General features: G+C 57.4%; 16 protein-coding genes. 6 read left to right on the top strand and 10 right to left on the bottom strand.

Annotated elements, in window-relative coordinates; all coding sequences use genetic code 11:
- The first annotated feature begins 248 nt into the window (after positions 1–248).
- Together ACWJ62_RS03200 and ACWJ62_RS03195 are read left to right on the top strand one after the other, a co-directional pair.
- Positions 249–491, top strand: coding sequence for a hypothetical protein (locus ACWJ62_RS03200; RefSeq protein WP_449284892.1), 243 nt, complete (start codon positions 249–251; stop codon positions 489–491).
- A gap of 125 nt (positions 492–616) precedes the next feature.
- Positions 617–2,254 carry a methyl-accepting chemotaxis protein gene (locus tag ACWJ62_RS03195; RefSeq protein ID WP_449284891.1) on the top strand — a complete coding sequence of 546 codons (1,638 nt, stop codon included), beginning with the start codon at positions 617–619 and terminating at the stop codon, positions 2,252–2,254.
- 34 nt (positions 2,255–2,288) lie between these two features.
- Here ACWJ62_RS03195 and ACWJ62_RS03190 read toward each other — a convergent pair whose 3' ends face one another.
- Complete coding sequence (locus ACWJ62_RS03190; protein ID WP_449284890.1) at positions 2,289–2,870, bottom strand: YceI family protein; 582 nt, start codon at positions 2,868–2,870, stop codon at positions 2,289–2,291.
- 67 nt (positions 2,871–2,937) lie between these two features.
- The gene (locus ACWJ62_RS03185) at positions 2,938–3,483 is read right to left on the bottom strand and encodes a cytochrome b (protein WP_449284889.1); all 546 of its coding nucleotides are present in this window, start codon (positions 3,481–3,483) and stop codon (positions 2,938–2,940) included.
- Positions 3,484–4,006: 523 nt separating this feature from the next.
- Here ACWJ62_RS03185 and ACWJ62_RS03180 point away from each other — a divergent pair.
- Entirely contained in the window at positions 4,007–5,293 is a 1,287-nt protein-coding gene (locus ACWJ62_RS03180; RefSeq protein ID WP_449284888.1) for an EAL domain-containing protein, read from the top strand.
- On the opposite strand, the gene ACWJ62_RS03175 is transcribed toward ACWJ62_RS03180, so the two are convergent.
- The 8 genes from ACWJ62_RS03175 to ACWJ62_RS03140 all read right to left on the bottom strand — a co-directional run bounded on the left by ACWJ62_RS03175 (position 5,288) and on the right by ACWJ62_RS03140 (position 17,407).
- Positions 5,288–7,066, bottom strand: a complete 1,779-nt coding sequence (locus ACWJ62_RS03175) for an SLC13 family permease (RefSeq protein WP_008174090.1) — start codon at positions 7,064–7,066, stop codon at positions 5,288–5,290. The genes ACWJ62_RS03180 and ACWJ62_RS03175 overlap by 6 nt on opposite strands.
- A 95-nt stretch (positions 7,067–7,161) precedes the next feature.
- Complete coding sequence (gene parE / locus ACWJ62_RS03170; RefSeq protein WP_449284887.1) at positions 7,162–9,057, bottom strand: DNA topoisomerase IV subunit B; 1,896 nt, start codon at positions 9,055–9,057, stop codon at positions 7,162–7,164.
- 67 nt (positions 9,058–9,124) lie between these two features.
- Positions 9,125–9,598, bottom strand: a complete 474-nt coding sequence (locus ACWJ62_RS03165) for a protease complex subunit PrcB family protein (RefSeq protein ID WP_449284886.1) — start codon at positions 9,596–9,598, stop codon at positions 9,125–9,127.
- Positions 9,598–11,967, bottom strand: a complete 2,370-nt coding sequence (locus tag ACWJ62_RS03160; RefSeq protein ID WP_449284885.1) for a S8 family serine peptidase — start codon at positions 11,965–11,967, stop codon at positions 9,598–9,600. The genes ACWJ62_RS03165 and ACWJ62_RS03160 overlap by 1 nt, the downstream gene beginning before the upstream one ends.
- Before the next feature lie 414 nt (positions 11,968–12,381).
- A complete protein-coding gene (locus ACWJ62_RS03155; RefSeq protein WP_449284884.1) occupies positions 12,382–14,433 on the bottom strand; it encodes a TRAP transporter large permease subunit in 2,052 nt (683 codons plus the stop codon).
- 15 nt (positions 14,434–14,448) lie between these two features.
- Positions 14,449–15,459 carry a putative solute-binding protein gene (locus ACWJ62_RS03150; RefSeq protein ID WP_148609429.1) on the bottom strand — a complete coding sequence of 337 codons (1,011 nt, stop codon included), beginning with the start codon at positions 15,457–15,459 and terminating at the stop codon, positions 14,449–14,451.
- Between the two features lie 58 nt (positions 15,460–15,517).
- The gene (locus ACWJ62_RS03145; RefSeq protein WP_449284883.1) at positions 15,518–16,582 is read right to left on the bottom strand and encodes a hypothetical protein; all 1,065 of its coding nucleotides are present in this window, start codon (positions 16,580–16,582) and stop codon (positions 15,518–15,520) included.
- 204 nt (positions 16,583–16,786) lie between these two features.
- Positions 16,787–17,407: a TetR/AcrR family transcriptional regulator gene (locus ACWJ62_RS03140; RefSeq protein ID WP_449285343.1), complete on the bottom strand. Its 621-nt coding sequence runs from the start codon at positions 17,405–17,407 to the stop codon at positions 16,787–16,789.
- 145 nt (positions 17,408–17,552) lie between these two features.
- On the opposite strand from ACWJ62_RS03140, the gene ACWJ62_RS03135 reads away from it, so the two are divergent.
- The 3 genes from ACWJ62_RS03135 to ACWJ62_RS03125 all read left to right on the top strand — a co-directional run bounded on the left by ACWJ62_RS03135 (position 17,553) and on the right by ACWJ62_RS03125 (position 21,992).
- Complete coding sequence (locus tag ACWJ62_RS03135; RefSeq protein ID WP_449284882.1) at positions 17,553–19,346, top strand: acyclic terpene utilization AtuA family protein; 1,794 nt, start codon at positions 17,553–17,555, stop codon at positions 19,344–19,346.
- Positions 19,347–19,498: 152 nt separating this feature from the next.
- A complete protein-coding gene (locus tag ACWJ62_RS03130; RefSeq protein ID WP_449284881.1) occupies positions 19,499–20,365 on the top strand; it encodes an SDR family oxidoreductase in 867 nt (288 codons plus the stop codon).
- Between the two features lie 10 nt (positions 20,366–20,375).
- Positions 20,376–21,992 (top strand): acyl-CoA carboxylase subunit beta, encoded by a 1,617-nt coding sequence (locus tag ACWJ62_RS03125; RefSeq protein WP_449284880.1) that lies wholly within the window; start codon positions 20,376–20,378, stop codon positions 21,990–21,992.
- Positions 21,993–22,120: the final 128 nt, after the last annotated feature.

Below are 22,120 nucleotides of genomic sequence, written 5' to 3'. Positions count from 1 at the left end.
TTTGAATAGTGTCGGTGATCCTGCTTCCCGGGCCGGGAATAATCAACGCCGAAACAGGAGCGGACATTATATGGAGCACGGCGCCGATACACCAACAACCGGCGGATTTATTGGCCAAAACCGTCACACCCTCGCACAGGCGTCTGATTCCAATAGCGGAATTCCCGCATGGAGAGTCCGTAAGGTGGGCCGTATTCTCCTTTTCAGTGAATAGAAGACCGTTTTTCTTCTCTAACAAGCGGAACACTATGAAACCCAACATCAAAGCCTGCGGGCAAGCCATGGTTACAGCCCTGGTAAATGCGGTTCTGGCGGTGACGCTGATGCTACTGGTTGAGTTTGCAATCAGCGGCAGTTTCCAGATTCCCGAGACCTATCTCTGGGCAGGGTTGCTCATCTGGGCCGTTATTTTCGCGGGACAGTTCTGGCGCCAGAGGCACCTTTGCCAATCCGGTGACACCCACCGGGAATCACCTGACCCTTCCAGATAACCTGTCCACGCTCCCGGCGCGTCACTTCTCATTGACCGGGAGCAATTACTCTACTGTTTCTCAAATCAATCGTCTTCCCGGTGCTATATTGGCAATAAGCCATTCTGGCAACACGGGAGAGACGTATGGATTTTGGTAAGCGCCTGGGGCTCCGGGTGAAAATTGCTTTGCCTTTCGCTATCACGGCTGTCGCTCTGGTTGTTATAGGACTGTTCGCCGTCAGTACTGTCCGAAACCTGGTATCCGACACTGACAATATTGCCGACACCTACCTGCCTTCCGTCAGCGAAATCCTCAACGGCGACCGGGATCTCTACCAGGCGCTGGTTGCCCAGATGGCCTATGTGGACGCCCAGTTCAACAATGAGGAAGGTGAGAATTACCTGGCCAGTTTTGACGAGAATGCCGGCCAGGCCCTGGACCGCTTCAACACAGCAGTTGGCAGACTTGAGGGTACGGGCGTCTCCGACGTTGCTCGAGGATTCGATGCTGCCTATGAGCGCTGGCTGGGATCAGCCCAACGGGTTCTTGAGCTGGCAGAAACAGGGGCCCCGGAGCAGGCAAGAGCCCTGGCAGCCAGTGAAACCAATAACCTTTTCGACAATCTCAGAAATTACTTCGACGAGGTCGGCGCTCACGCTGATGCCCAGGCCCAGATTCGCGCTGGTGAAGCCTCTTCGGAGGGCCAGAGCAGCTCGGTCACCATTCTGCTAATCACAGCCGCCGCTATCCTGATCAGTATCGGGCTGTTTGCTGTGTTCCTGAAAATGATCATCGGCTCTATCGCGGCGCTTCGGGATCAACTGGACAATATTGCCCAGGGTGAAGGCGATCTGACCCAGCGGATTCCTGTGGAGATGGATGATGACCTGGGCAAACTCGCGAAAAGTTTCAACCTGGTTCTGGAGAACCTGCAATCCATGATTGGCTCCATCCAGCAGTTGACCCGGGAGCTTGGCACCGGAGCTACAGATCTCGCCCGGGCGGCGAAGGACAACAATGATGGCGTGACTCGACAGACAGACTCCATTTCGATGGTCGCCACAGCCATCAACGAAATGCAGAGTGCGATCGAAGAGGTTGCCGGTAATGCCTCAAGAGCGGCCGAGATTACCCGCGACGCCGAAGAAAAGGGCAAGAACGGCGCACGAATTATCCGCAACTCCTCAGAGCAGGTGCACCGGTTGGCCGCACAGATTTCAAAAGCTGTGGAGGTTATCCGGAAGCTTTCTGACGATTCCGACAACATCACATCCGTGCTGGACGTTATCCGGGGCATCGCAGAACAGACCAACCTGCTGGCACTGAATGCTGCCATTGAGGCGGCGCGAGCCGGGGAGCAGGGACGTGGCTTTGCTGTGGTTGCCGATGAAGTGAGGACCCTGGCGCAACGGACCGGCCAGTCGACGGAAGATATTCAGAAGATGATCACAACGTTGCAGGCTGGCGTTGCCGACATCGTGTCGGTGATGGAAACGGGCAGCAAAGAGGCGAGCGAAACCGAGAAGCTGGCCACCGATGCGGAGTCTGAGCTCAAGGCCATTCTTGAAGCCATGGCAAACATTGCAGACGTGAATACCAGTGTCGCGTCTGCCACCGAGGAACAGACTCAGGTGGTGGATGAGATCAACCGCAGTATCACCGAGATCAACGATCTGGCCACAGAGAGCGCGAGCCGGTCGAGGGATATCGACGGCATCAGTGAATCCCTGGAGGGCTATGCGAGAGAATTGGAAAGTCAGACCGGCAGATTCCGGGTCTAGGCCCGGAATCTGACAGTGGCAGGGTCAGCCGGTATTACTGCCGGATGCCCTCGACAGAAATGATGATCTCTACGGTCTCAGAGGCCTTTCCCAGATCCATCGGGATGCCAAAGTCTTTAAGGCGAAGCTCGGTTTCAGCTTCAAACCCCATGCGGTAGCCACCCCAGGGATCTTCCCCGTGGCCCAGCATTTCCGCGTCAAGGGTCACTTCTTTGGTCACACCACGGAGGGTCAGGTCGCCGATGATGTCGGCCTCACCTTCTTCATCCAGAACAACGCGCTTGCTCTTGAAGGTTGCCTCAGAAAACTCGTCGACGTACAGGAAATCTTCACTGCGCAGATGCTTGTCCCGCTCGGCGTGATTGGAATCCACGCTCGCGGTGTCAATCGTGACGTTAACGGTGCTGTTTTCCGGGTTCTCGGCGTCATACACGAATTCGCCGTCGAAATCGTTGAATCGACCGTAAAGCCAGCTGTAGCCAAGATGAGAAATCTTGAAGGTTATGAACTGATGGGCGCCCTTTTTATCAAACGCATAGGTGCCGCTGTGTTCGTTGGCATTAACTGCACCTACAAGCGCCATCGACACGGCCGAAGCAAGCAGAACTTTTTTCATGGTTATCTCCCTTATTGCATTGGTGCCCGACTTCCGGGCGTTAGACGATAAATAAACGGCCGGCCAGTCACTTCCCTAACATACGCCGTAATGTGCGGTCGCGATCAAGAAGATGATGTTTGAAAGCGCCAGCCGCGTGAATGGCAGCAAGACCGACTATTGCCCAGGTGGACCAGTAGTGAACGGTTCCAGCGGTGTCTTCCATTCCCTTTATCTGGCCAGTGACCGAGGGCACTTCAAACCAGTCGAACACGCTGATGGAAGAACCGTCGGCGGTCGATATCAGATAGCCGCTGACCATGGCGACGAAAATCAGCACATACAGGAGAAGGTGGGCCACATGGGCGCTTCGAATCTCCCATCGCTTGTGCCCGGCCAGAGGATCCGGCGAAACATTCACCGCTCTCCAAACCACCCGGAAAAGCATCAATAAAAACAGCAGTATGCCAATGCTGCGATGGATATCCGGTCCACGACGGTACCAGTCGTCGTAATAGGACAAATCCACCATCCAGAAGCCAAGCCCGAACAGGCCGAAGACAGCCAGAGCAACCACCCAGTGATTAACGATGGATACAAGACCGTAGTTGGCTGAAGTATTCCTGATTTGCATGATGAGAATTCACCCTGTTCCCTGGTTACATCGTCAAAACCAAGTCTAGAAACTTGGCTCTGTGAAAAAAATCAAAATCTTTTGCAGCGCTACATCAGAAATTCTGATCATCCATCCGGGCTTTTGCCTTTGGTAGCATAGGGGTTTTACGGATTGTTCAAAATTATAGCAACGATAGAATTGAGCCATACTTCAATGCCCCGTCTGGGGCCTCATTGACCGAGAGGACAGGACATGGAACTCGAATTCGACGAAAGCGTGGTTGTACCCAGTAATAACTGATTCTCTGGCGGTCCGTTCGGACCGCTGGGCTCCCCCCCTCCTTTCCTCTTGCAGACCGCCAAAGATACAAACCGTTTCCAGTTTCTACATGAAACAGTGGTAATAAACGCGTTTTTTTGGCAATCTTCCGTCCAACTATCAGTAACTTCGCGATTTTTTAGCGAAACCTGTACTGATAAAAGACAGTTCAGGCGCCAGACTGGGGCGACTGATGCGTTCGTTAAATCAACCAGAATCATCTATGTCGAAACGCCTCCCTGAAAAGCTGACAGCTCCGGAAGTGGAACTGTTGTCTCCTATGCTGAACAGGGACGGTGACACATGGACCGCAGATTTTCGCGGACTGACGCTGCGAACAGCGCTCCAGCCGATTTACAGCATTTCACACAAGCGTATCGTCGGCTATGAGGCTCTGATCCGGGCCTTTGATACGGATAACTCCGCAGTACTGCCGCTGCACCTGTTCCAGCTACCGGCCTCCGAGGCGGAGAACCTTCTCCTTGACCGCCTTTGCCGCTATCTACACATACGCAATTACAGCGGCATCCGCGATCAGCTGAACTGGCTGTTTCTGAATGTTTCGCCGCAGGTGGTTACCAGCGGCAGCCAGGCCGATTCGTTCTTCGGACAGCTTCTGGCCAAAACTGGCCTACCTCCACATCGGATTGTCATGGAGATTGTTGAGCAACCCACATACGACGCTGAAAGGCTTCGGGAAACGGTTGCCTACTACAAGAAACTTGGCTGTCTGACGGCCATTGATGATTTCGGTGCCGGCCACTCCAATTTCGAGCGAATCTGGAACCTGTCACCCGACATCGTGAAGCTGGATCGAAAACTGCTTACCCGTGCGACAGACGATCACAAGGCACGCCAGATTCTGAACGGCATCGTGTCACTGCTGCACCAGTCCGGCTGCCTGGTTCTTCTGGAAGGCGTGGAAACCCGGGATCAGGCAATGATTGCGATCGATGCGGGCGTGGATTTCGTTCAGGGCTTCTATTTCCGCAGACCGAGCACCGACCTGGATCAGCTGACCCATGCGCCCGCGGACTTCGACCACCTGTTGCAGGAATACAAGACCCGCAACCAGGTTACCCTGGACCCGACACGGCAATTGGTGGATTTTTTCAGTGGCTTTTTCGACCATGCCATCACGAAGCTTCGCAGCGGAATGAGTATGCAACAATCCTGTCTGGAGCTGTTGAATCATCCTGCGGTCTCCCGCTGCTATCTGGTCGATGACAAGGGCGTCCAGATGGATGACACCCTGGTTTCCGACGCCGGCACCCGCAGCATGGACCCGCGCTTCAAACCCCTGGAAAGCACCAGCAGCGCCGACTGGTACCGCCAGCAGTACCTTCGCCAGGCACTGGCCCAACCGGAAAGCCTGCACGTTACCGCCCCCTACCTCTGCGTTACCGGGGCCTATATGTGCGTGACCCTGTCACTGGGGTACTATCAGGATGGAAAGCTTCAGGTGCTGTGCTGCGACATTCTCGCCAACCCGACGGAACAGCGCTCATAGACCGGGAGTGATGTCGTAGACCACGGCAATAACCACAACGGTAACGGCACCAACAAACACGTTCATGGGTAAACCGACCCGAACAAAATCACTGAACCGGTAACCACCAGGCCCGAATACCATCATGTTGGTCTGATACCCCAGCGGCGTGGCAAAGCTGGCGGACGCGGCCATCATCACCGCGATCACAAACGGCTCAGCGGCCACGCCCATACTGTTCGTCATCGACAGAACGATGGGAATGACCAGGACCGCCGCCGCATTGTTGGTAATAACCTCGGTCAGGACCGACACCACGAGATAAACCAGCAGGATCGTTAACAGGACGTCGCCCTGACTGAATTCAAGGATGCCTGCAGCCACAAAGCCTGCCGCTCCGGTCTGCTCCAGGGCCGCGCCCATGGCAAAGGAAGCCGCAATGGTAAGGATCACCGGCACATCCACGGACTTCTGGGCCTGGCCCACCGAGCAGCAGCCGGTGAGGATCATTCCTGCGGCGCCCAGCAGGGCCGCGTTAAGCATACTCAGGGTGCCACAGGCAGCGAGACCCACCAGCACCAACAGGATCCCCCAGGACAGCCACGCCCGGTCATGCCGGGGCGTCTCGGTTTCCAGGTCATTAATAAGCAGGAAGTCCTTGTTATAGCGCTGCCGGCTGACAAACGCGGGACGAGCTTCGAGAAGCAGCACATCGCCAGGTTTGAGGCGGATATTCCCCAGGTTGCCGGAAACACGCTCCCCACCCCTGGCAACGGCCAGCACAACAGCACCGTAACGGTCCCGGAACCGGGCGTCGCGAATGGTCAGCCCCAACACATCGGACTGGGGCGATAATGCCGCTTCAACCAGACGTCGTTCCGCCCGATCCTTGCTCAAACTCGGCTCGTCTTCATGGACTGACGGGACGATACCGTTTATCCGCAGGAGGTCGGAAATGGCCTGGGTATCACCGGCAAACACCAGACGATCGCCACCCCTGAGCCGCTCCTCCGAGGGCACCGCTGTAACCACGCTGCCATCGCGTTCGATCTCGACCAGATACAATCGCTCAAGCTCCCGGAGCCCGGCTTCACCAACAGTTTTGCCGACCAGCGGTCCGTCGAACGACACCGCGACCTCCAGGGTAAATTCCCTCATGGAGCCAAATTTCTGCTGATCCTTACGATCCGGAAGCACCCGGGGCATAACCAGCAGCAAAGCCGCCACGCCAATGACCGCCACCGGCAGCCCGACCGCCGTGATCGAGAAAATGGAGAAGCCCTCTTCGCCGGTCAACTGCTGGTACTGACCATTGACGACCAGGTTGGTGCTGGTGCCGATCAGCGTCAGGGTACCCCCGAGGATGGCGGAATAGCTCAGGGGAATCATCAATTTCGACGGTGAGATACCGATCTTCCGGGACCATGCATGCACCGCCGGAATCATGGTGGCGACAACCGGGGTGTTGTTGAGGAAACCACTGAGAAGGGATACCGGAAGGGCAATCCGTGCCTGGGCAGAACGGACGGTCTTGGGATTGCGAAGCAGATGATGCACCAGCAGATCGACACCGCCGGAATGATGAATGCCTGCAGCCACCACAAACATGGCAACCACGGTGATCAGACCACTGTTACTGAACCCGGCGAGCGCCTGATCCGCGGATACAATCCCGCTGGCACTGAGCACCACGAGCACACCCATCATCACCAGATGGGGCGCAAATCGCCCTGCACTCATCAGTATCAGCGCGGTGCCTGCGAGGCCCAGCGCAAACCAGCCCTGCCAGTCCATCAACGGTTCTTCCCGATCAGAAAACTGGCAGGATAACGACTTTGCAGAATACAGAGAAAGAATAAAGGATGCTTTTTATAGCACCTTATAGAATATTAAACTTCAATGTCCGCCATATTGCCGTAGGTCTCGAGCCACGCCCTTCGATCGGATGCACGCTTCTTGCCCAGCAACATGTCCATGCGGCTGTCGGTGTCGTCACCGTCCTCGATGGTCAGCATGACCAGGCGACGGGTGTCCGGGGCCATGGTGGTCTCACGCAGCTGGAGCGGGTTCATCTCACCCAGGCCCTTGAAGCGGGTCACCGAAATCTTGCCTTTGCGCTTCTCAGCCGCAATACGGTCGATAATGCCCTGCTTTTCGTGCTCATCCAGGGCGTAGAAGGTTTCCTTGCCCAGATCTACCCGATAAAGCGGCGGCATCGCCACAAACACATGGCCGGCGGCAACCACAGGGCGGAAGTGTTTTACGAACAACGCGCAAAGCAGCGTGGCAATGTGAAGGCCATCCGAGTCCGCATCAGCGAGGATGCAGATCTTGTTGTAGCGAAGGCCATCGAGCTGGTCCGAACCGGGATCCACGCCGATGGCAACCGCAATATCATGCACTTCCTGGGACGCCAGGATTTCGCCGGAGTCCACTTCCCAGGTATTGAGAATTTTGCCTCGCAGCGGCATAACCGCCTGAAACTCCCGGTCCCGGGCCTGTTTGGCAGAACCGCCTGCAGAATCACCTTCCACCAGGAACAGCTCTGACCGGGCAGTATCGCCGCCAGAACAGTCCGCCAGCTTGCCCGGAAGCGCGGGGCCCGAGGTGACTTTCTTACGGGCCACCTTTTTGCTGGCTCGCAGCCGACGCTGAGCATTGCTAATGAAGAGCTCGGCTAGTGCTTCTGCCACATCGGTATGCTGGTTGAGCCACAGGCTGAAAGCATCCTTGACCACACCGGAGATGAAGGCCGCCGCCTCCCGTGAGGAAAGACGCTCCTTGGTCTGCCCCGAGAACTGAGGCTCCTGCATCTTGAAGGACAGAACATAGGCTGCCCGCTCCCAGATATCCTCCGGAGAGAGTTTAACGCCACGGGGTAACAGGTTGCGGAATTCGCAGAACTCGCGCATGGCTTCCAGCAGGCCGGTGCGCAACCCGTTCACGTGGGTTCCGCCCTGGGCCGTGGGAATCAGGTTAACGTAGCTTTCCATGATCGCTTCGCCGCCTTCGGGCAGCCACTGGATGGCCCAGTCCACCGCTTCCTTGTTACCGGAAAAGCTGCCGGTAAACGGCTCCAGTGGCACCACGTCGATATCGGCCAGGGCAGTGCGCAGGTAGTCGCGCAACCCGTCCTCGTAAAACCATTCGTCTTTCTCGCCGGTTTTTTCCTGGAGGAAGGTGACTGTCAGGCCCGGACAAAGAACCGCCTTTGCCCTCAGGTTGTGGCGAAGCCGGCTAACGGAAAAGTTGGGGCTGTCAAAATAGGTAACGTCGGGCGTGAACTTAAGGCGGGTACCGGTGTTCCGCTTGCCCACGGTATCAATCACCTCAAGCTCAGACGCCTTGTCGCCGTTGGCGAACGTCATCCGGTGCAATTGGCCATCGCGCTTGATGGTCACTTCCAGATGGGTGGACAGTGCGTTTACTACGGAAACACCGACACCGTGGAGACCACCGGAAAAGTTGTAGTTGCCCTGAGAGAATTTGCCGCCGGCGTGGAGGCGGGTGAGGATCAGTTCAACGCCAGGCAGGCCTTCTTCTTTGTGCAGGTCCACCGGCATGCCCCGGCCGTCATCCTCAACGCTGAGCGAGCCATCATTGTACAACACCACGTCGATACGTTTGGCGTGCCCTGCCAGCGCCTCATCCACACTGTTGTCGATAACTTCCTGCGCCAGGTGATTGGGCCGACTGGTGTCTGTATACATCCCCGGCCGCTTACGCACCGGATCCAGGCCGCTCAGTACTTCAATAGCATCGGCGTTATATTGTTGCTGGCTCATGGGCAGGAACTGACTCCGCGATTGATATGAAAAGCTGAGCCATAGCTTAGGGATTCGTGAGGAAAGATCAACGGTTGTTTTCGGCGCGGGTGATCTGGATATCGTCCCAGCCTTCAGCGGTCACCGCGATGACCGCGCAGGGGGTGGTGAGCGCCTGGGTGACGATGGTTCCAGAGGCCGGCTCGGTCACTCTGACCCTCAGCTCCAGGGTCCCGCCACGAATCTCAGAGGAGTCAAGGGTGACACTGTAGCCGCCGGTTGGCTTCTGACCAATTGAAGCCAAAACGATGTGCTCTCTTTCAAACTCAATAGTTTTGAGTGCCTCGAGAGAGAGATTTCGCCCGGGCAACGCTTCCAGCCTCTGAACCTCCTGACGGCTTGTCAGGTGAACATGACCGGGAGCCGTAAGCCCACAGTGCGCCGACTGGGTGATCTGGCGTGCTAGCGGCCCACCTTCTGCGGTTTCCGAGCGACTGCTTGCACATCCGAATAGCATCAGCGTTGCTGCCAGCAGACAGACAGCACGAAAGTGAACGGGCATCAACGATTGGCCTCCAGGTTTCTCACCGGCTCAGCAGCTGTTTTCCCATAATTTTTCAAACGATAGCCTTCGAAGCCGATGCGAGGCAAACCCATGGAAGCAATGGTCGGGCGCCGGAAGCTTGTGCTGAGACTGACTCCGGTGGCCCGTTCTTCCCCGATAACGATCTTCTCTGGCAGACCATTTACCGGGTACTCGGCACAAGCCTCACCGCTCTCACAGATAAAGCCGTTGTTGTCCATGTCCGTTCCAGCCACCAGAAAGTATTCACCTGGCTCTATGTCATCGAACGAGAAGCTGTAACTGCCATCACGGGCAGTTACAACGCTCTGCTCTATGGTTTCACGGCTTTCATCAGGGCTTACCAGCAGTACGTAATGGCGACCTGCGTCTCGCTCATCAGCCAATTCCCTGAGGTCTATCGAAACTGGAACCTCCAGGGTTCCGGTGTCGCCACCGGCACTGTAGTCAATCTGAATCGTCGTCGCATAACTCTGCCCGTCAACGACATTTTCCCCCACCACCGAGACGGCCACCGAGCTCGGCAGAGGACTGTCAGCCGAAAGCGCCGGATCGAGAGAGATCAGATCGGAATCGAAGGCAATGCCATTTACCACGACCGATTCGCCTTCGGGGTAAACAGTAAAATCAAGCTCGCTATTGAAGCGCGCACGATCAAACTCGATCGCGGAAGGCGAAGAAAGGACTATCGTGCTCACGGATCCATCCAGGGCCGCGTCGACTGACTTGAGCGCGTTTATCAGACCAGCCCCATATTCGGTACGGTTGCCCACGTTCTCTGTCAGCACACCGCTGGCCAACCAAGCCCGAAACTGGCCGGGATTAACTGCTTCAGAGTTTGCCCCTTTCATCAATGCATAGACGCCTGCAACGTGCGGAGCAGCCATTGAGGTACCCTGTAATCCTGCATAGGAACGGATAAAGTCACCACCATCATCAACCCCCCAGGTGCTGATGACCAGGTCGGCGTTACCATCCAGATTCGCGTCTCTGGTCGCATCACCACCCGGGGCAACAAGATCCACTGAACCACCAAAATTGGAGTATGAGGCGCGCACCTTCCCCGCATCGACTGCGCCAACGCCAATGACTCGCTCAAAGGCCGCTGGATAGGTCAACTCATCTGTACCCTGGTTGCCCGCCGCAGCGACGACCAGCTTTCCGTTTTCATCAGCCCGGTTTATGGCTGCTTCCAACACTGTGCTTGGACCAACGCCCCCAAGGCTCAGGTTTATGACATCGATATCGGGGTTGTCGCCAGCCCAATTCACCGCTGCAACAAGATCATCCAGAGTGCCAGCACCATCCCGCCCAAGCACTCTGACAGGCCAGAGTGTTGCCGCCGGCGCAACGCCGTCCACGCCGGCAGAATCCCGCAGCGCAGCTACAATGCCCGCAACATGAGTTCCATGGAAGTTACTGCTCTGAGGTTTACCGTCACCCGGATCAGCCGGGTTGTTGTCATAGCCCAAGGGGTCATTGAACTGTGGATCGATATCCACTTCAGCAGACACATAATCGAGAATTCGTCCGGAATTGAACGGAATGACATTGGTGTCCAGGTCCAGGTGCCAATCGCCATAGGTTTGCGGCGTGGATGTGAACAGGCCGGTATCCATCACAGCCACTCCAACCGAGTTACCAAGGGTCGGCGCCGCTTGCCAGGCAAGGGGCGTGCTGATGAGAGGCAGATTCCATTGCAAAGATGACAGATCCCGGTCCGCCTGAGCCCGATAGATATAGTTTGGCTCTGCCACCTGCACGCCCGGCTGCGACTTCAGATTGGTAATCCAACGAAGCGTCTGGTCACGCTGGCCAGAGGAAGCACCGTTCGATTGCGAGGCGACGACGCCAACAGGATCACGCCGGACTAACCAGGCGCCCTGCCCCAGAGACTTCGCAGAGGAGGCCGACAAGACTCCCGCTACGCCCTGGGGATTCACACGTCCCTGTTCTTCTGAGGACATCAGCACGATGGCCTCGTCCGGCACAAATTCCGGTTGGCCGTAATGAGAGCTCTGAAAATTAGTGACGCCAGTCGTCGAAACAGACAGCACATATCTAAAGGGCCCGCCACCAGTGGTCCTTACACTGATCACTGAAGGGCCTGCATCGGGCGAAATTACTGTAAGAGGGGGATTGCCCGTCCCGGAATCCGAGTCCTGGAGTGCGCCGTCCTGGAAAACCGAGAGTGTAATCGCGGGGGGCGCAAAAGACGGGTCCCTGAAAACCTGAACGGCAATCATGCTGCCCGCTGCGAGCTCGGCGCGAAATGTATCCTGCCCATCAATTACATATCGGAAGACAAATTCGCCGGAATCGGGATAGGTGCCCGAGGTAGCACTCAAATAGCCGCCCAAAATACCTGTTGAAGGCACTAACTGGGCCGTACTAAAAGAATCGTTGGACACTGCTTCATTGAGACGACTGTCATCAGCCGTATCCGAATCCACTCTCGTTCCACTTTCAATAGAAATAGTTCCGCCCAGCCCGGGCTCCTGCGAATCAAGGCTGTCGCCACCGCCGCCTCCTCCGCAACCCACGAGGAGAAATAGAGCTGAAAAAACTGAGATTAATTTTGATGAGACATCAAAAGGCATAGTTCAGGCCACTGGCAGAAGATCGATTTCATTTACTAGGGTATAACAAACACGTTCCTTGCGAGTGTTCGGTTTCGTTCAAACTACGTTTCCTCTTGTATTACAGATGCAAAAAGCCGCCTGAAGTTTCCCTCAGGCGGCCCTCTTTATAACAATTCAACATTACAACGCGTAGAACAGCATTGGCACAAAGGCCACGAACAACAGTGTGGGGCCCATCACGGCCAGAGGCAGCAGCAGCCGTTCATAGCGATGCCAGAACGAACCGGTGCGCTCTGCCGCCAGCACTTCCGTCTCACCCACAACCTGACGGGTGAGCAGGTGGTTCAATGCCACTGGCGGGCTCAGATAGCCAAGCTCGAACGCCACCAGGCAGACAATCCAGAAATGCAGCGGATCGATACCCAACTGGATCGCTGGCTGAGCAATGGTGGCCGACACCAGGATTACCGCGCCGAACGGGTCCATAACCATGCCGATTACCGTGAGCATAACCACAATCACCAGCATGGCGATCCAGGGACTGGTCAGGTCCTCCGGGAAAAGCGCATGAACGATATCGGAGCGCTCCAGGATTCCCCCGAGACAGATGGAAAATCCGATCAACGCCAGCAGCGCGCCAATGTGCACTGCCGAATCGCTGGCAGCGGCCGAGCTGCGTGCCCAGAACACCTGGGAACGGGTCTGGCCCTGCTCCTCACTGCTCCGGCCGGAATCCAGCAGCACCAGCGCCAGCATAACCAGTGGCAGGATCAACGGGGCGCTGTACTCGTTGAACTTCAAGCCGAGAACAACCCAGATGGACAGGATAACCAGAGCCGCCACCGCCACATAAGGCAGCAGGGCCCGGCTTTCCGAGAGAGCAGCGCGGAAGGCGCCCGGCGCCGGACGGGGCTTCCAGTTTCCCTGGGTCTTGCACACAATCAGAGAAAACAGCGTTGCCGACATAATGAATACCCAGAAGCCCCAGCTGTACATCTCTGTGGTCGTGACTTCTTTATTAAGAGCCGCCACGACAACAATAAGCAGGCATGGGTTTAGGACCACCCCGAGGCTTCCCGACATGGCAGTCGTTGCCAGGGACAGCTGGCGCCCTGCACCAGCGCGGCGCAGCTCATCATAGACAACACCGCCTACGGCCAGGATGAAAATGCCGGATGCGCCGGTAAACGCGGTTGGAAACGCGGTTGCGAAGATGATCACCGAAGCCAACATTGGCGCTGGCAGATTGAAAGGTTTAATGAGATTCAGCAGAAGCTCGGGAATCCTGGTCTGCTTCAGCATCATACCCACCAACACATACAGGCCGATGTTGATGAACATGGACGACAGGTTGGACATCATTCCGAAATAGATAGCCAGCCCCGAGGCGTAACCGTCTACCAGGAAGAAGTAGCTCATGGCGATCAGGCCCATGGCGCAATACAGCGGAATCACCAGGCCAGAAGATGCGGAAAGACCGCCGGGGCGAATCCGTTCAGGAACATTCAGGAAACGGACGGCATTAATCACCATGAACAGGCCGAAGACCCCACCCCAGGCATACTGCAGACTCATGGTGCCTTCCGAACCCGGCGACGTGGCCAGTTTCCCAAGATAGGCGTTCAGCGACAGCAGCATCAGGCCATTAACCACAAACTGCACACCCTGGCTCAACCGCCATTCGGCACGGTTTCGAGGCAGGCGAAGTGCAATATGGTCGGTATCCAGTGCAGCGATCGCCGCAGCCATCGCAAACATCGCGATGAACAGGTACTTGGTAAGCCCAATGTTCTCGAGCAGGAAATTCGCAAGACCCTGCTCTACGGTCTTGAAGGCCCCGAGAGCTGGCGTGGCGTGCGCAAGGTTCTGCTCATAGACATCGTATTGCTGCTGGCAGAGTTCCAGATTGCTCTGGAGGGATTTGCGAATGGCTTCCGGATTAGGCGGTGAACTGAACAGGTCATCCGGATCCGGCTTGTAATTGGCTACCCGCCGGGCCACCTCGGAATCAATATCTATCTCCAGCTGACACGACGGCTCCGTGGCATCCGGATTCAGCAAATAGTAGTTTGGCCACGTTTGTTCGCCGACCCAAAGCAGTCGGGAATGTAGCGAATTGCCCATCCCCAACAGCAATGTAAACATCAGCAAGAGCAGCAGAACGGCCCCATACATCCGATGTACGGGGTAGAGAGTCCTTGCAGCCGGAGCGGTGATTGCTCGCCAGTTCATGAGGGTTCCGCCCTGTTATTCGCGGTTGGCCGCAGTGCACTCGGCAGCAGCGGGGTTACTTGCACAGCGGATCTTGCTGAGCAGCCCCATCATCTTCGGGTGATACACATCCGGCGCGCCGTTCAGGCCATCGCGCATCTCGATGCGGTTCTCCCGGAACATTTCCTGGTAGCCACGGATGTCTTTCTCAGGAATGCGTACCCATTTTTCTTCGGGAATGGCCGCTTCCTGACCTTCAATCAGCCCCATGGCTTGCGGGAACATATTCCAGGCGACTTCCCGGGCTTTCTGGCCGGTATCGTCATCCAGGACGTCATCACGGGCGACAATCTGAAGTGTTAGCTGTGCCAACGGATAGTCCACCACACCACCGTTCTCACCGATGCCCTTGTAGAGTTCCAGAGCTTCGTAAGCAAAGGCTGGCGCATAGGCAGTATCCACCGAACCGTTGTTGAACTTGCCGGCGAAATTGGTGATGTCGGACGGCACCACCGTGGCCTTGACGAAGTTCACCATGTGGATCGCGTCTTTCTGATAATCGAGGGTCGCCATCCGCTTGCCCGCCAACTCACCGGCGGTATCAATACTGCGGTCATTTACAAACAGATAGCCGGCACCCACCGGAATGATCCCGAGCACTTCGTACCCGTTATCCTTCATCAATGGCGCTGCTTTCGGCTGTGCCAGCGTCGCCAACAGGGTTTTCAGGTTGTCGTAGGTGGGCAGCGCTCCCACGGCGCTGATGCTGCCCGTGAACTTGTTGAATGGACGAATCCGGATATCCGTGGCGGCAACCGCATCGCATTGCCCGGCGTTAAAATCACCAATCGCCACGCCCTCGTCGGTGTAAGGTTTCAGCTGGAAATCCACGCCGTGACCTTTCATTTCCAGAGCATAGTCTTTGACGAAATTGTAGAAGTCTCCGTTCGCACCGATGACATCGAACACACACATGGATACAGACTGCGCTGATGCAAAGGGGGCGGCGGCTACGAGGGCCATGGCAGTCAGGGATTTGCGGATCATAACGACCTCCGGGTCATTCTTGTGTTTGTCAGTTTTCAGAGGATGTCGGCAACCTGCTTTAAAGCAGGTCGTCCAGATTCATGGTTTCAACATTTTCGGTTTGCCGCTCCGGGCTCATCCTGCCGAAGAAGGATTGCGGCGTCCGATAGCCGTAGTTGGCGGTCCAGTGTTTGTCAGAAGAAAAGCGCACCACGCCCGTCGCGACTTCGTCCACCAGACGGTACTCGTCCCAGACCTCAATCGTTGCATCGGCCTCGGCGAAACTCGCGATGGCTTCCTCAAGCTTTTCCGGCCGGCCAAAGGTTTCGGCGGCGACAGCCTGGAGCGCGTGCGGAACCCGCATACCTTTCTCAACGCCCAGTTCCCGGCTGTGTTCCAGCACCTGCCAGGGATCCGGTGCCAGAGCCGGACGGGTGTCTGGCAGCAGCAGCCAGACCAGGGCCCGGATGGCGTTTGGCATACCGCCCCACTTTTCGTTGTCCAGGCAGGTAGCGGCACGCTCGGCCTGGGGAGCAATGTTCCTGGGCACTCCGGCCATGGCGCCAGAATTGGCATCGTTCACGATCGCCTGCATACCGGTCAGCAAGCCCAGCAGGAAGGTAATTTCGTCTTGCTCGGTGAACAGGAAGGGGCACTCAAGGGGTTCAGCGGCGGGATCAAACTCATAGGCAGCCATCGCTCTCTCAAAGGAGGCATACCGGCGTTTCGCGGTCAGCGCATTCAATCGCTTCGCCACTTCCCTGGCGTCCTTGGCCGCTTCCACATCCCCCTCGTAGTTGGCCCTGAGATAGGCGAGCTCAGCCTCCCAGGCCTTGTACTCCGCACAATTGCCTGCCAGAAGCATCAGTAAGGATCCGGTAGTGTCAGGCGCATCGGTAACCCGTGAGAAGGAATAGAGCAGCGGATCCACGCCCTCACCCAGCGCACAGGCCATCTGGACGTCGGACATCTGCAATACGTAGGGCGTGGCTTCGCCCTCCGAATAGCTGGAAAGTACAACGCCGGTGGTGGTGTAGATGGGGTTGGCCGAGCAACCTGCGAGTATGGCAACCGCTGCCAGCGAGAGAGCCTTGAGGCGAGCCGCAAAGACATGCGGTCCGAGCTTTGCCAGAGAGGAGATCATATTTCACCCTGCATCACGTTGTTTTTGTTTGCCCGATCTGAACTCGGTTTTTGTCAACGGGTGCAAGAATGCGGTGAAAACTGTCCTACAAAAATGGCTCGAATGCCGATTTGGTTATGCCGATCGGGCCAATGGCCCGGAAGGAAAGGAATCTATCAGAATATTGTTGATATAAAACAATGACTTTTGAAAACGTCAATCCGTTTACAGAGCCATCATTGCCATTACCTGATCGGTCAGGCCATCCAGTGTCAGCCCTCCGCGCTCCGGTTTGTACCAGGTTACTGTCCAGCTGAGAGCGCCAGTCAACATCCGTCGAACCACGAAGGGATCCGCCTCCAGCGCGCCCTCGCGCTTCAATGATTCCAGCACATCCAACCACAATTTCTCGTAGATGTCCCGAAGCTCAAGCACGTCGCCCTGGGACGGGGCCGACAGACTCCGCCATTCAAATACCAGGACCGCCATGGCCTCGCCGGTCTGGCCATTGATGGATTCAAGTTCCGCGCGAATCAGTCCACGAAGCTTCTGCCTGCTGGTATCGGCGGCCTCCAAAGCTGCCTGCATGAGCGCGGTGTTCAGCCGGATGGTTTCTACCATCACTGCCTTGAGGATCTCTTCCTTGGTTCGAAAGTGGTGGAACAGACTACCGGACTGAATACCCACGGCGGCGGCAAGATCGCGAACCGTTGTGCGCTCGTAGCCTTTTTCCCGGAACAGCCGCGCAGCCTCAGTGAGCAGACGGCCGCGGGCGCCTTTGGGATCTGACACAAGGTTCTCGGCGATCAGGGACTGGAGGATCTGGTTCTGGCTCACTAAGGAAATCCGGTTGGCAAAAGAGGCCTTTAATTCTACCTGAAACTTGCCTGTTTACAAACCAAGCGCTTGCTTGGTATTGTCATCTTCATCGTGTGGCAAAACCGCGACCGCTACCGCTTTCAATCAGCAATCATTTACAGGGCACAGGAAGATGGCTGAATCCCCCAACACTGTTCGCATCGGATGCTCCGCCGCCTTCTGGGGCGACACGGAAACGGCTGCCGCGCAGCTGGTCCACAAAGGCAATATCGACTATCTGGTGGCCGACTATCTGGCCGAAATCACCATGTCGATCATGGCGGGCCAAAAAATGAAGGACCCGTCCCAGGGGTATGCGCGGGATTTCGTACAGACGGTCATGGGCCCCTTGCTCGGAGACATCAAGGAAAAGGGCATTCGAGTGCTGGCCAACGCCGGCGGCGTCAATCCGGTGGCCTGTCGTGACGCCCTCCAGGCTCTCTGTGAAAAAGCCGGCGTGGACATGAAGATTGCCCTGGTTCTGGGCGACGACCTTCTGATGAAGAAGAAAAACCTCTCTGATATGGGCATCACGGAGATGAGTTCCGGCCAACCGATGCCGGCAATGATGGTCAGCCTGAATGCCTATCTGGGGGCGCCAGGCCTGGTTACGGCTCTGGAACAGGGCGCGGACATCGTTATTACCGGCCGGGTGGCAGACAGTGCCCTGGTATTGGCACCGCTGGTGCACGAATTCGGCTGGAGCTGGCAAGACTACGACAAACTGGCTCAGGGCAGCCTGGCGGGGCATCTGCTCGAGTGCGGCGCCCAGTCCACCGGCGGCAACTTCACCGACTGGGAAGCGGTAGCCGGTGGCTACGCCAACATGGGCTTTCCGATCGCCGAAGTGAGTACCGACGGCGGCTTTTCAATCACCAAACCGAAGGATACCGGCGGGCTGGTAAGCCGTGGCACCGTGGCGGAACAGCTGGTCTACGAAATTGGTGACCCAAGGGCCTACCTGCTCCCGGACGTTACCTGCGATTTCACAGGTGTCGAGCTTGAGGAAACCGGAAAAGACCAGGTAGAGGTGCGGGGCGCGCGGGGGCTGCCACCCACCGATAGCTACAAGGTGTCGGGCACCTGGCCGGACGGTTTCAAGTGCACGGTCACCTTCCTGCTGGCAGGCATGAATGCCCGGGCCAAGGCTCAGACCGTCGCACAGGCCATTCTGGCCAAGACCTCACGCATGTTCAGCGAACGTGGCCTGCCCGATTACAGCGAAACCAGCATTGAGCTTCTGGGCACGGAAACAACCTATGGTCCTCATGGCCGTGGCGAGGATTGCCGCGAAGTGGTGGTCAAGATCAGCACCGCCCATCCCAAGAAAGAGGCCCTTGTGCTGTTTTCCCGGGAGATTGCCCAGGCAGCCACGGGTATGGCACCGGGCATCACCGGGATTGTGGGTGGCCGGCCGACCGTGTGGCCAAAGATCCGGTTGTATTCATGCCTGGTGCCGAAAACAGAAGTCGATGTGTCCGTGGATCTGGATGGCGAGCGGAAAACCGTTGAGGTTGAAACCAGCGGCGGTTTCGATAACAGCGATCTCCAACCCCAGTCGTTCACACACGTGACAGGCGACACGCATACCACTGTGCCACTGGTGAAGCTTGCCTGGGCCCGGAGTGGTGACAAGGGTGACCACACCAACATCGGCGTGATTGCCCGGAAACCGGAATTTCTGCCGTTTATCGAGACAGCATTGACGGAAGCGGCCGTTGCGGACTGGATGGCCCATACCCTGAACCCGGAAACCGGCCGGGTGACCCGCTGGGCCATGCCCGGGTTGCATGCCATCAATTTCCTGCTGGAGCACAGTCTGGGCGGCGGCGGCGTTGCCAGCCTGCGGATTGATCCCCAGGGGAAGGCGTTTGCGCAGCAGCTACTGGAGTTTCCGGTGCCTGTTCCTTCAAAAATCATCGACTAATAAACCATGGAGCACGCGCTCGGGCCGTTGGCCCCTCCCGGGACACGCTGTGAATACGTCCCTGTACGCTTGATCGCAGCATCCCTGCTGCTCACAGTCCCGGGAGGGGCCAACGACCCGAGCGCCCGAACATTGGAAAAGGTTTTCGAGATATGAGCTATCAATCTGTTTTTAATCCGGGCCTGTTCAAGGACCAGGTGTTTATTGTTACCGGTGGTGGTTCTGGCATTGGTCGATGTACCGCCCATGAGCTTGCTGCCCTGGGTGCGCGGGTTGCCCTGGTCGGTCGCAAGGTCGAAAAAGTGGAATCCGTAAAAGCAGAGATCATCGAGGACGGCGGCATTGCGTCCGCCCACGTCTGTGATATCCGCGAAGAGGAATCGGTCAAAGCCACGGTGAAGGCGATCATTGCCGAGCACGGAGGCCTGAATGGTTTGGTGAACAATGCCGGCGGGCAGTTTCAGGCACCGCTGACGGGGATCAACCAGAAGGGCTGGGAGACCGTGGTGCGTACCAATCTGACCGGCGGCTTCCTGATGGCCAGGGAAGCCTATACCCAGGCGCTGTCCAAGACCGGGGGCGCCATCGTCAATATCGTGGCCGATATGTGGGGCGGTATGCCTGGCATGGGGCACTCGGGCGCAGCCAGAGCCGGCATGGTGAACTTCACCCAGACGGCCGCAGTTGAATGGGGCGCTTCTGGCGTCCGGGTTAACGCGGTTGCCCCGGGCTGGATTGCCTCCAGCGGTATGGACAACTACCCCGAGCACATGAAGCAGTGGATCCGCAGCCTTGGCGACAATGTTCCTATCAAGCGAATGGGCACCGAATCCGAAGTCAGCTCAGCCATCTGTTTCCTGCTCAGCCCGGGTGCAGCGTTTATCAGCGGCGACTGCCTGCGAATAGATGGGGCCGCCTCCCAGGGTGGCCGGGTCTGGCCAATGCCGAAAGCCAAGAACAACGAGCCCTACAACGGCTTTCATCGGGCTGTCACCCCGAAAGTTCTGAGCGACGACTGAGGAGCCGATCATGCAGGTACTTGAATCCACCGTGGGCTCCCAATCCGAGGACTTCCGCACCAACGCTGAGGCCATGGAAGCGCACATCACCACATTTCGGGATGTGGAGCAAAAGGTCCTGGATCTGGCGGAAGCCGCCCGTGAGAAGTTTTTCAAGCGGGGCAAGCTGCTTCCGAGGGACCGCATTAACCGGTTGCTGGATCGGGGAACACCCTTCCTCGAGCTCTGCTCCCTGGCCGGCTACAAAATGCATGACGACAAGGACGGCAGCCAGGCCGGCGGCGGTATCATCGCCGGCATTGGTTATGTGAGCGGCATCCGCTGCCTGGTGGTGGCCAGCAACAGCGCCATCAAAGGCGGCACCATTACGCCAGCCGGCCTGGACAAGACCCTCCGGCTGCAGCAGATCGCCATGGAGAACAAGCTCCCCGTGGTCTCCCTGTCCGAAAGCGGCGGCGCCAACCTTAACTACGCTACCGACATTTTTGTGCTCGGCGCCCGGGGGTTTGCCAACCAGGCCCGCATGTCAGCAGCAGGAATTCCTCAGGTAACCGTGGTCCACGGCAACGCAACGGCAGGCGGAGCCTATCAGCCAGGACTGTCCGACTATGTGATCGTGGTTCGCGAGCAGGCCAAGATGTTCCTTGCAGGCCCTCCGCTTCTGAAAGCGGCCACAGGTGAAGTCGCCACCGACGAGGAACTCGGTGGCGCGGAGATGCATGCAACGGTGGCGGGTACAGCCGAGTACCTGGCCGAAAACGATGCCGACGGCATCCGCCAGGCGAGAAACATCCTCGAAGCCCTACCTTGGAACGAGCAACTTCCACCCCGACGCGAGCTTCAATGGGAGGAGCCTCTCTACCCGGCCGAAGAACTGTTGGGCGTGATTCCGGCAGATTCCAAAAAACCCTATGACGTTCGCGAAATCCTTGCCCGTATCGCCGACGGTTCAAAGTTCATGGACTTCAAGAACGAGTTCGACGACCAGACCGTCTGCGGCACCATCCGGGTCGAAGGTCATTCAGTCGGCATCATCGGCAACAACGGCCCGATCACCCCGGCTGGATCCGCCAAGGCCGCCCAGTTCATCCAGCTCTGCGACCAGGCCGGAACACCACTTTTGTTCCTGCATAACACCACCGGTTTCATGGTGGGCACCCACTCGGAGCAGAACGGCATCATCAAACACGGCTCAAAAATGATCCAGGCCGTGGCCAATTGTCGAGTGCCAAAGGTCGCAATTGTCATTGGCGGTTCCTATGGTGCAGGTAACTACGCCATGTGCGGGCGGGGTCTGGACCCAAGGTTCATCTTCGCCTGGCCCAACAGCCGAACCGCGGTCATGGGGCCGGCGCAGGCAGGTAAGGTGATGCGCATCGTGGCCGAAGACAAGCAGCGCCGCGGCGGCATGGAGCCGGATCCGAAGACACTGGATTTTCTGGAGCAGGCCACTGCGAAGAAACTGGAGGAAGGCTCAACGGCGCTGTTTGGAACGGCCAGATTGTGGGATGACGGGCTGATCGACCCGCGGGATACGCGGCGCGTTCTGGCTCTGGTTTTCGATGTATGCCGAGAGGCAGAAGCTCGACAGTTGCGGCCTAATACGTTTGGGGTGGCCCGCCTGTAGGCCTTCGAGCTTTGGGGCTGGAACCGGGGCGGAGGGCTTCCCAAAAAACGCCCGTAAATACGTCCCTGTAGGGCTCGGTCGCGCCATCCCTGGCGCTCCACGTTTTTGGGAAGCCCTCCGCCCCGGTT

Source organism: Marinobacter sp. PE14 (genome assembly GCF_053566155.1).
Note: the sequence above shows the minus strand (reverse complement) of the source record. Positions and strands in the feature narration are given on the sequence as shown.

Bases quoted from the DNA above. Each gene is read 5' to 3' on its own strand.
- ACWJ62_RS03200 (WP_449284892.1), top strand. From the start codon at position 249: ATGAAACCCAACATCAAAGCCTGCGGGCAAGCCATGGTTACAGCCCTG.
- ACWJ62_RS03150 (WP_148609429.1), bottom strand. From the start codon at position 15,459: ATGATCCGCAAATCCCTGACTGCCATGGCCCTCGTAGCCGCCGCCCCC.
- ACWJ62_RS03180 (WP_449284888.1), top strand. From the start codon at position 4,007: ATGTCGAAACGCCTCCCTGAAAAGCTGACAGCTCCGGAAGTGGAACTG.
- ACWJ62_RS03195 (WP_449284891.1), top strand. From the start codon at position 617: ATGGATTTTGGTAAGCGCCTGGGGCTCCGGGTGAAAATTGCTTTGCCT.
- ACWJ62_RS03185 (WP_449284889.1), bottom strand. From the start codon at position 3,483: ATGCAAATCAGGAATACTTCAGCCAACTACGGTCTTGTATCCATCGTT.
- ACWJ62_RS03125 (WP_449284880.1), top strand. From the start codon at position 20,376: ATGCAGGTACTTGAATCCACCGTGGGCTCCCAATCCGAGGACTTCCGC.
- ACWJ62_RS03165 (WP_449284886.1), bottom strand. From the start codon at position 9,598: ATGCCCGTTCACTTTCGTGCTGTCTGTCTGCTGGCAGCAACGCTGATG.
- ACWJ62_RS03135 (WP_449284882.1), top strand. From the start codon at position 17,553: ATGGCTGAATCCCCCAACACTGTTCGCATCGGATGCTCCGCCGCCTTC.
- ACWJ62_RS03190 (WP_449284890.1), bottom strand. From the start codon at position 2,870: ATGAAAAAAGTTCTGCTTGCTTCGGCCGTGTCGATGGCGCTTGTAGGT.
- ACWJ62_RS03130 (WP_449284881.1), top strand. From the start codon at position 19,499: ATGAGCTATCAATCTGTTTTTAATCCGGGCCTGTTCAAGGACCAGGTG.
- parE (WP_449284887.1), bottom strand. From the start codon at position 9,057: ATGAGCCAGCAACAATATAACGCCGATGCTATTGAAGTACTGAGCGGC.
- ACWJ62_RS03145 (WP_449284883.1), bottom strand. From the start codon at position 16,582: ATGATCTCCTCTCTGGCAAAGCTCGGACCGCATGTCTTTGCGGCTCGC.
- ACWJ62_RS03175 (WP_008174090.1), bottom strand. From the start codon at position 7,066: ATGGACTGGCAGGGCTGGTTTGCGCTGGGCCTCGCAGGCACCGCGCTG.
- ACWJ62_RS03155 (WP_449284884.1), bottom strand. From the start codon at position 14,433: ATGAACTGGCGAGCAATCACCGCTCCGGCTGCAAGGACTCTCTACCCC.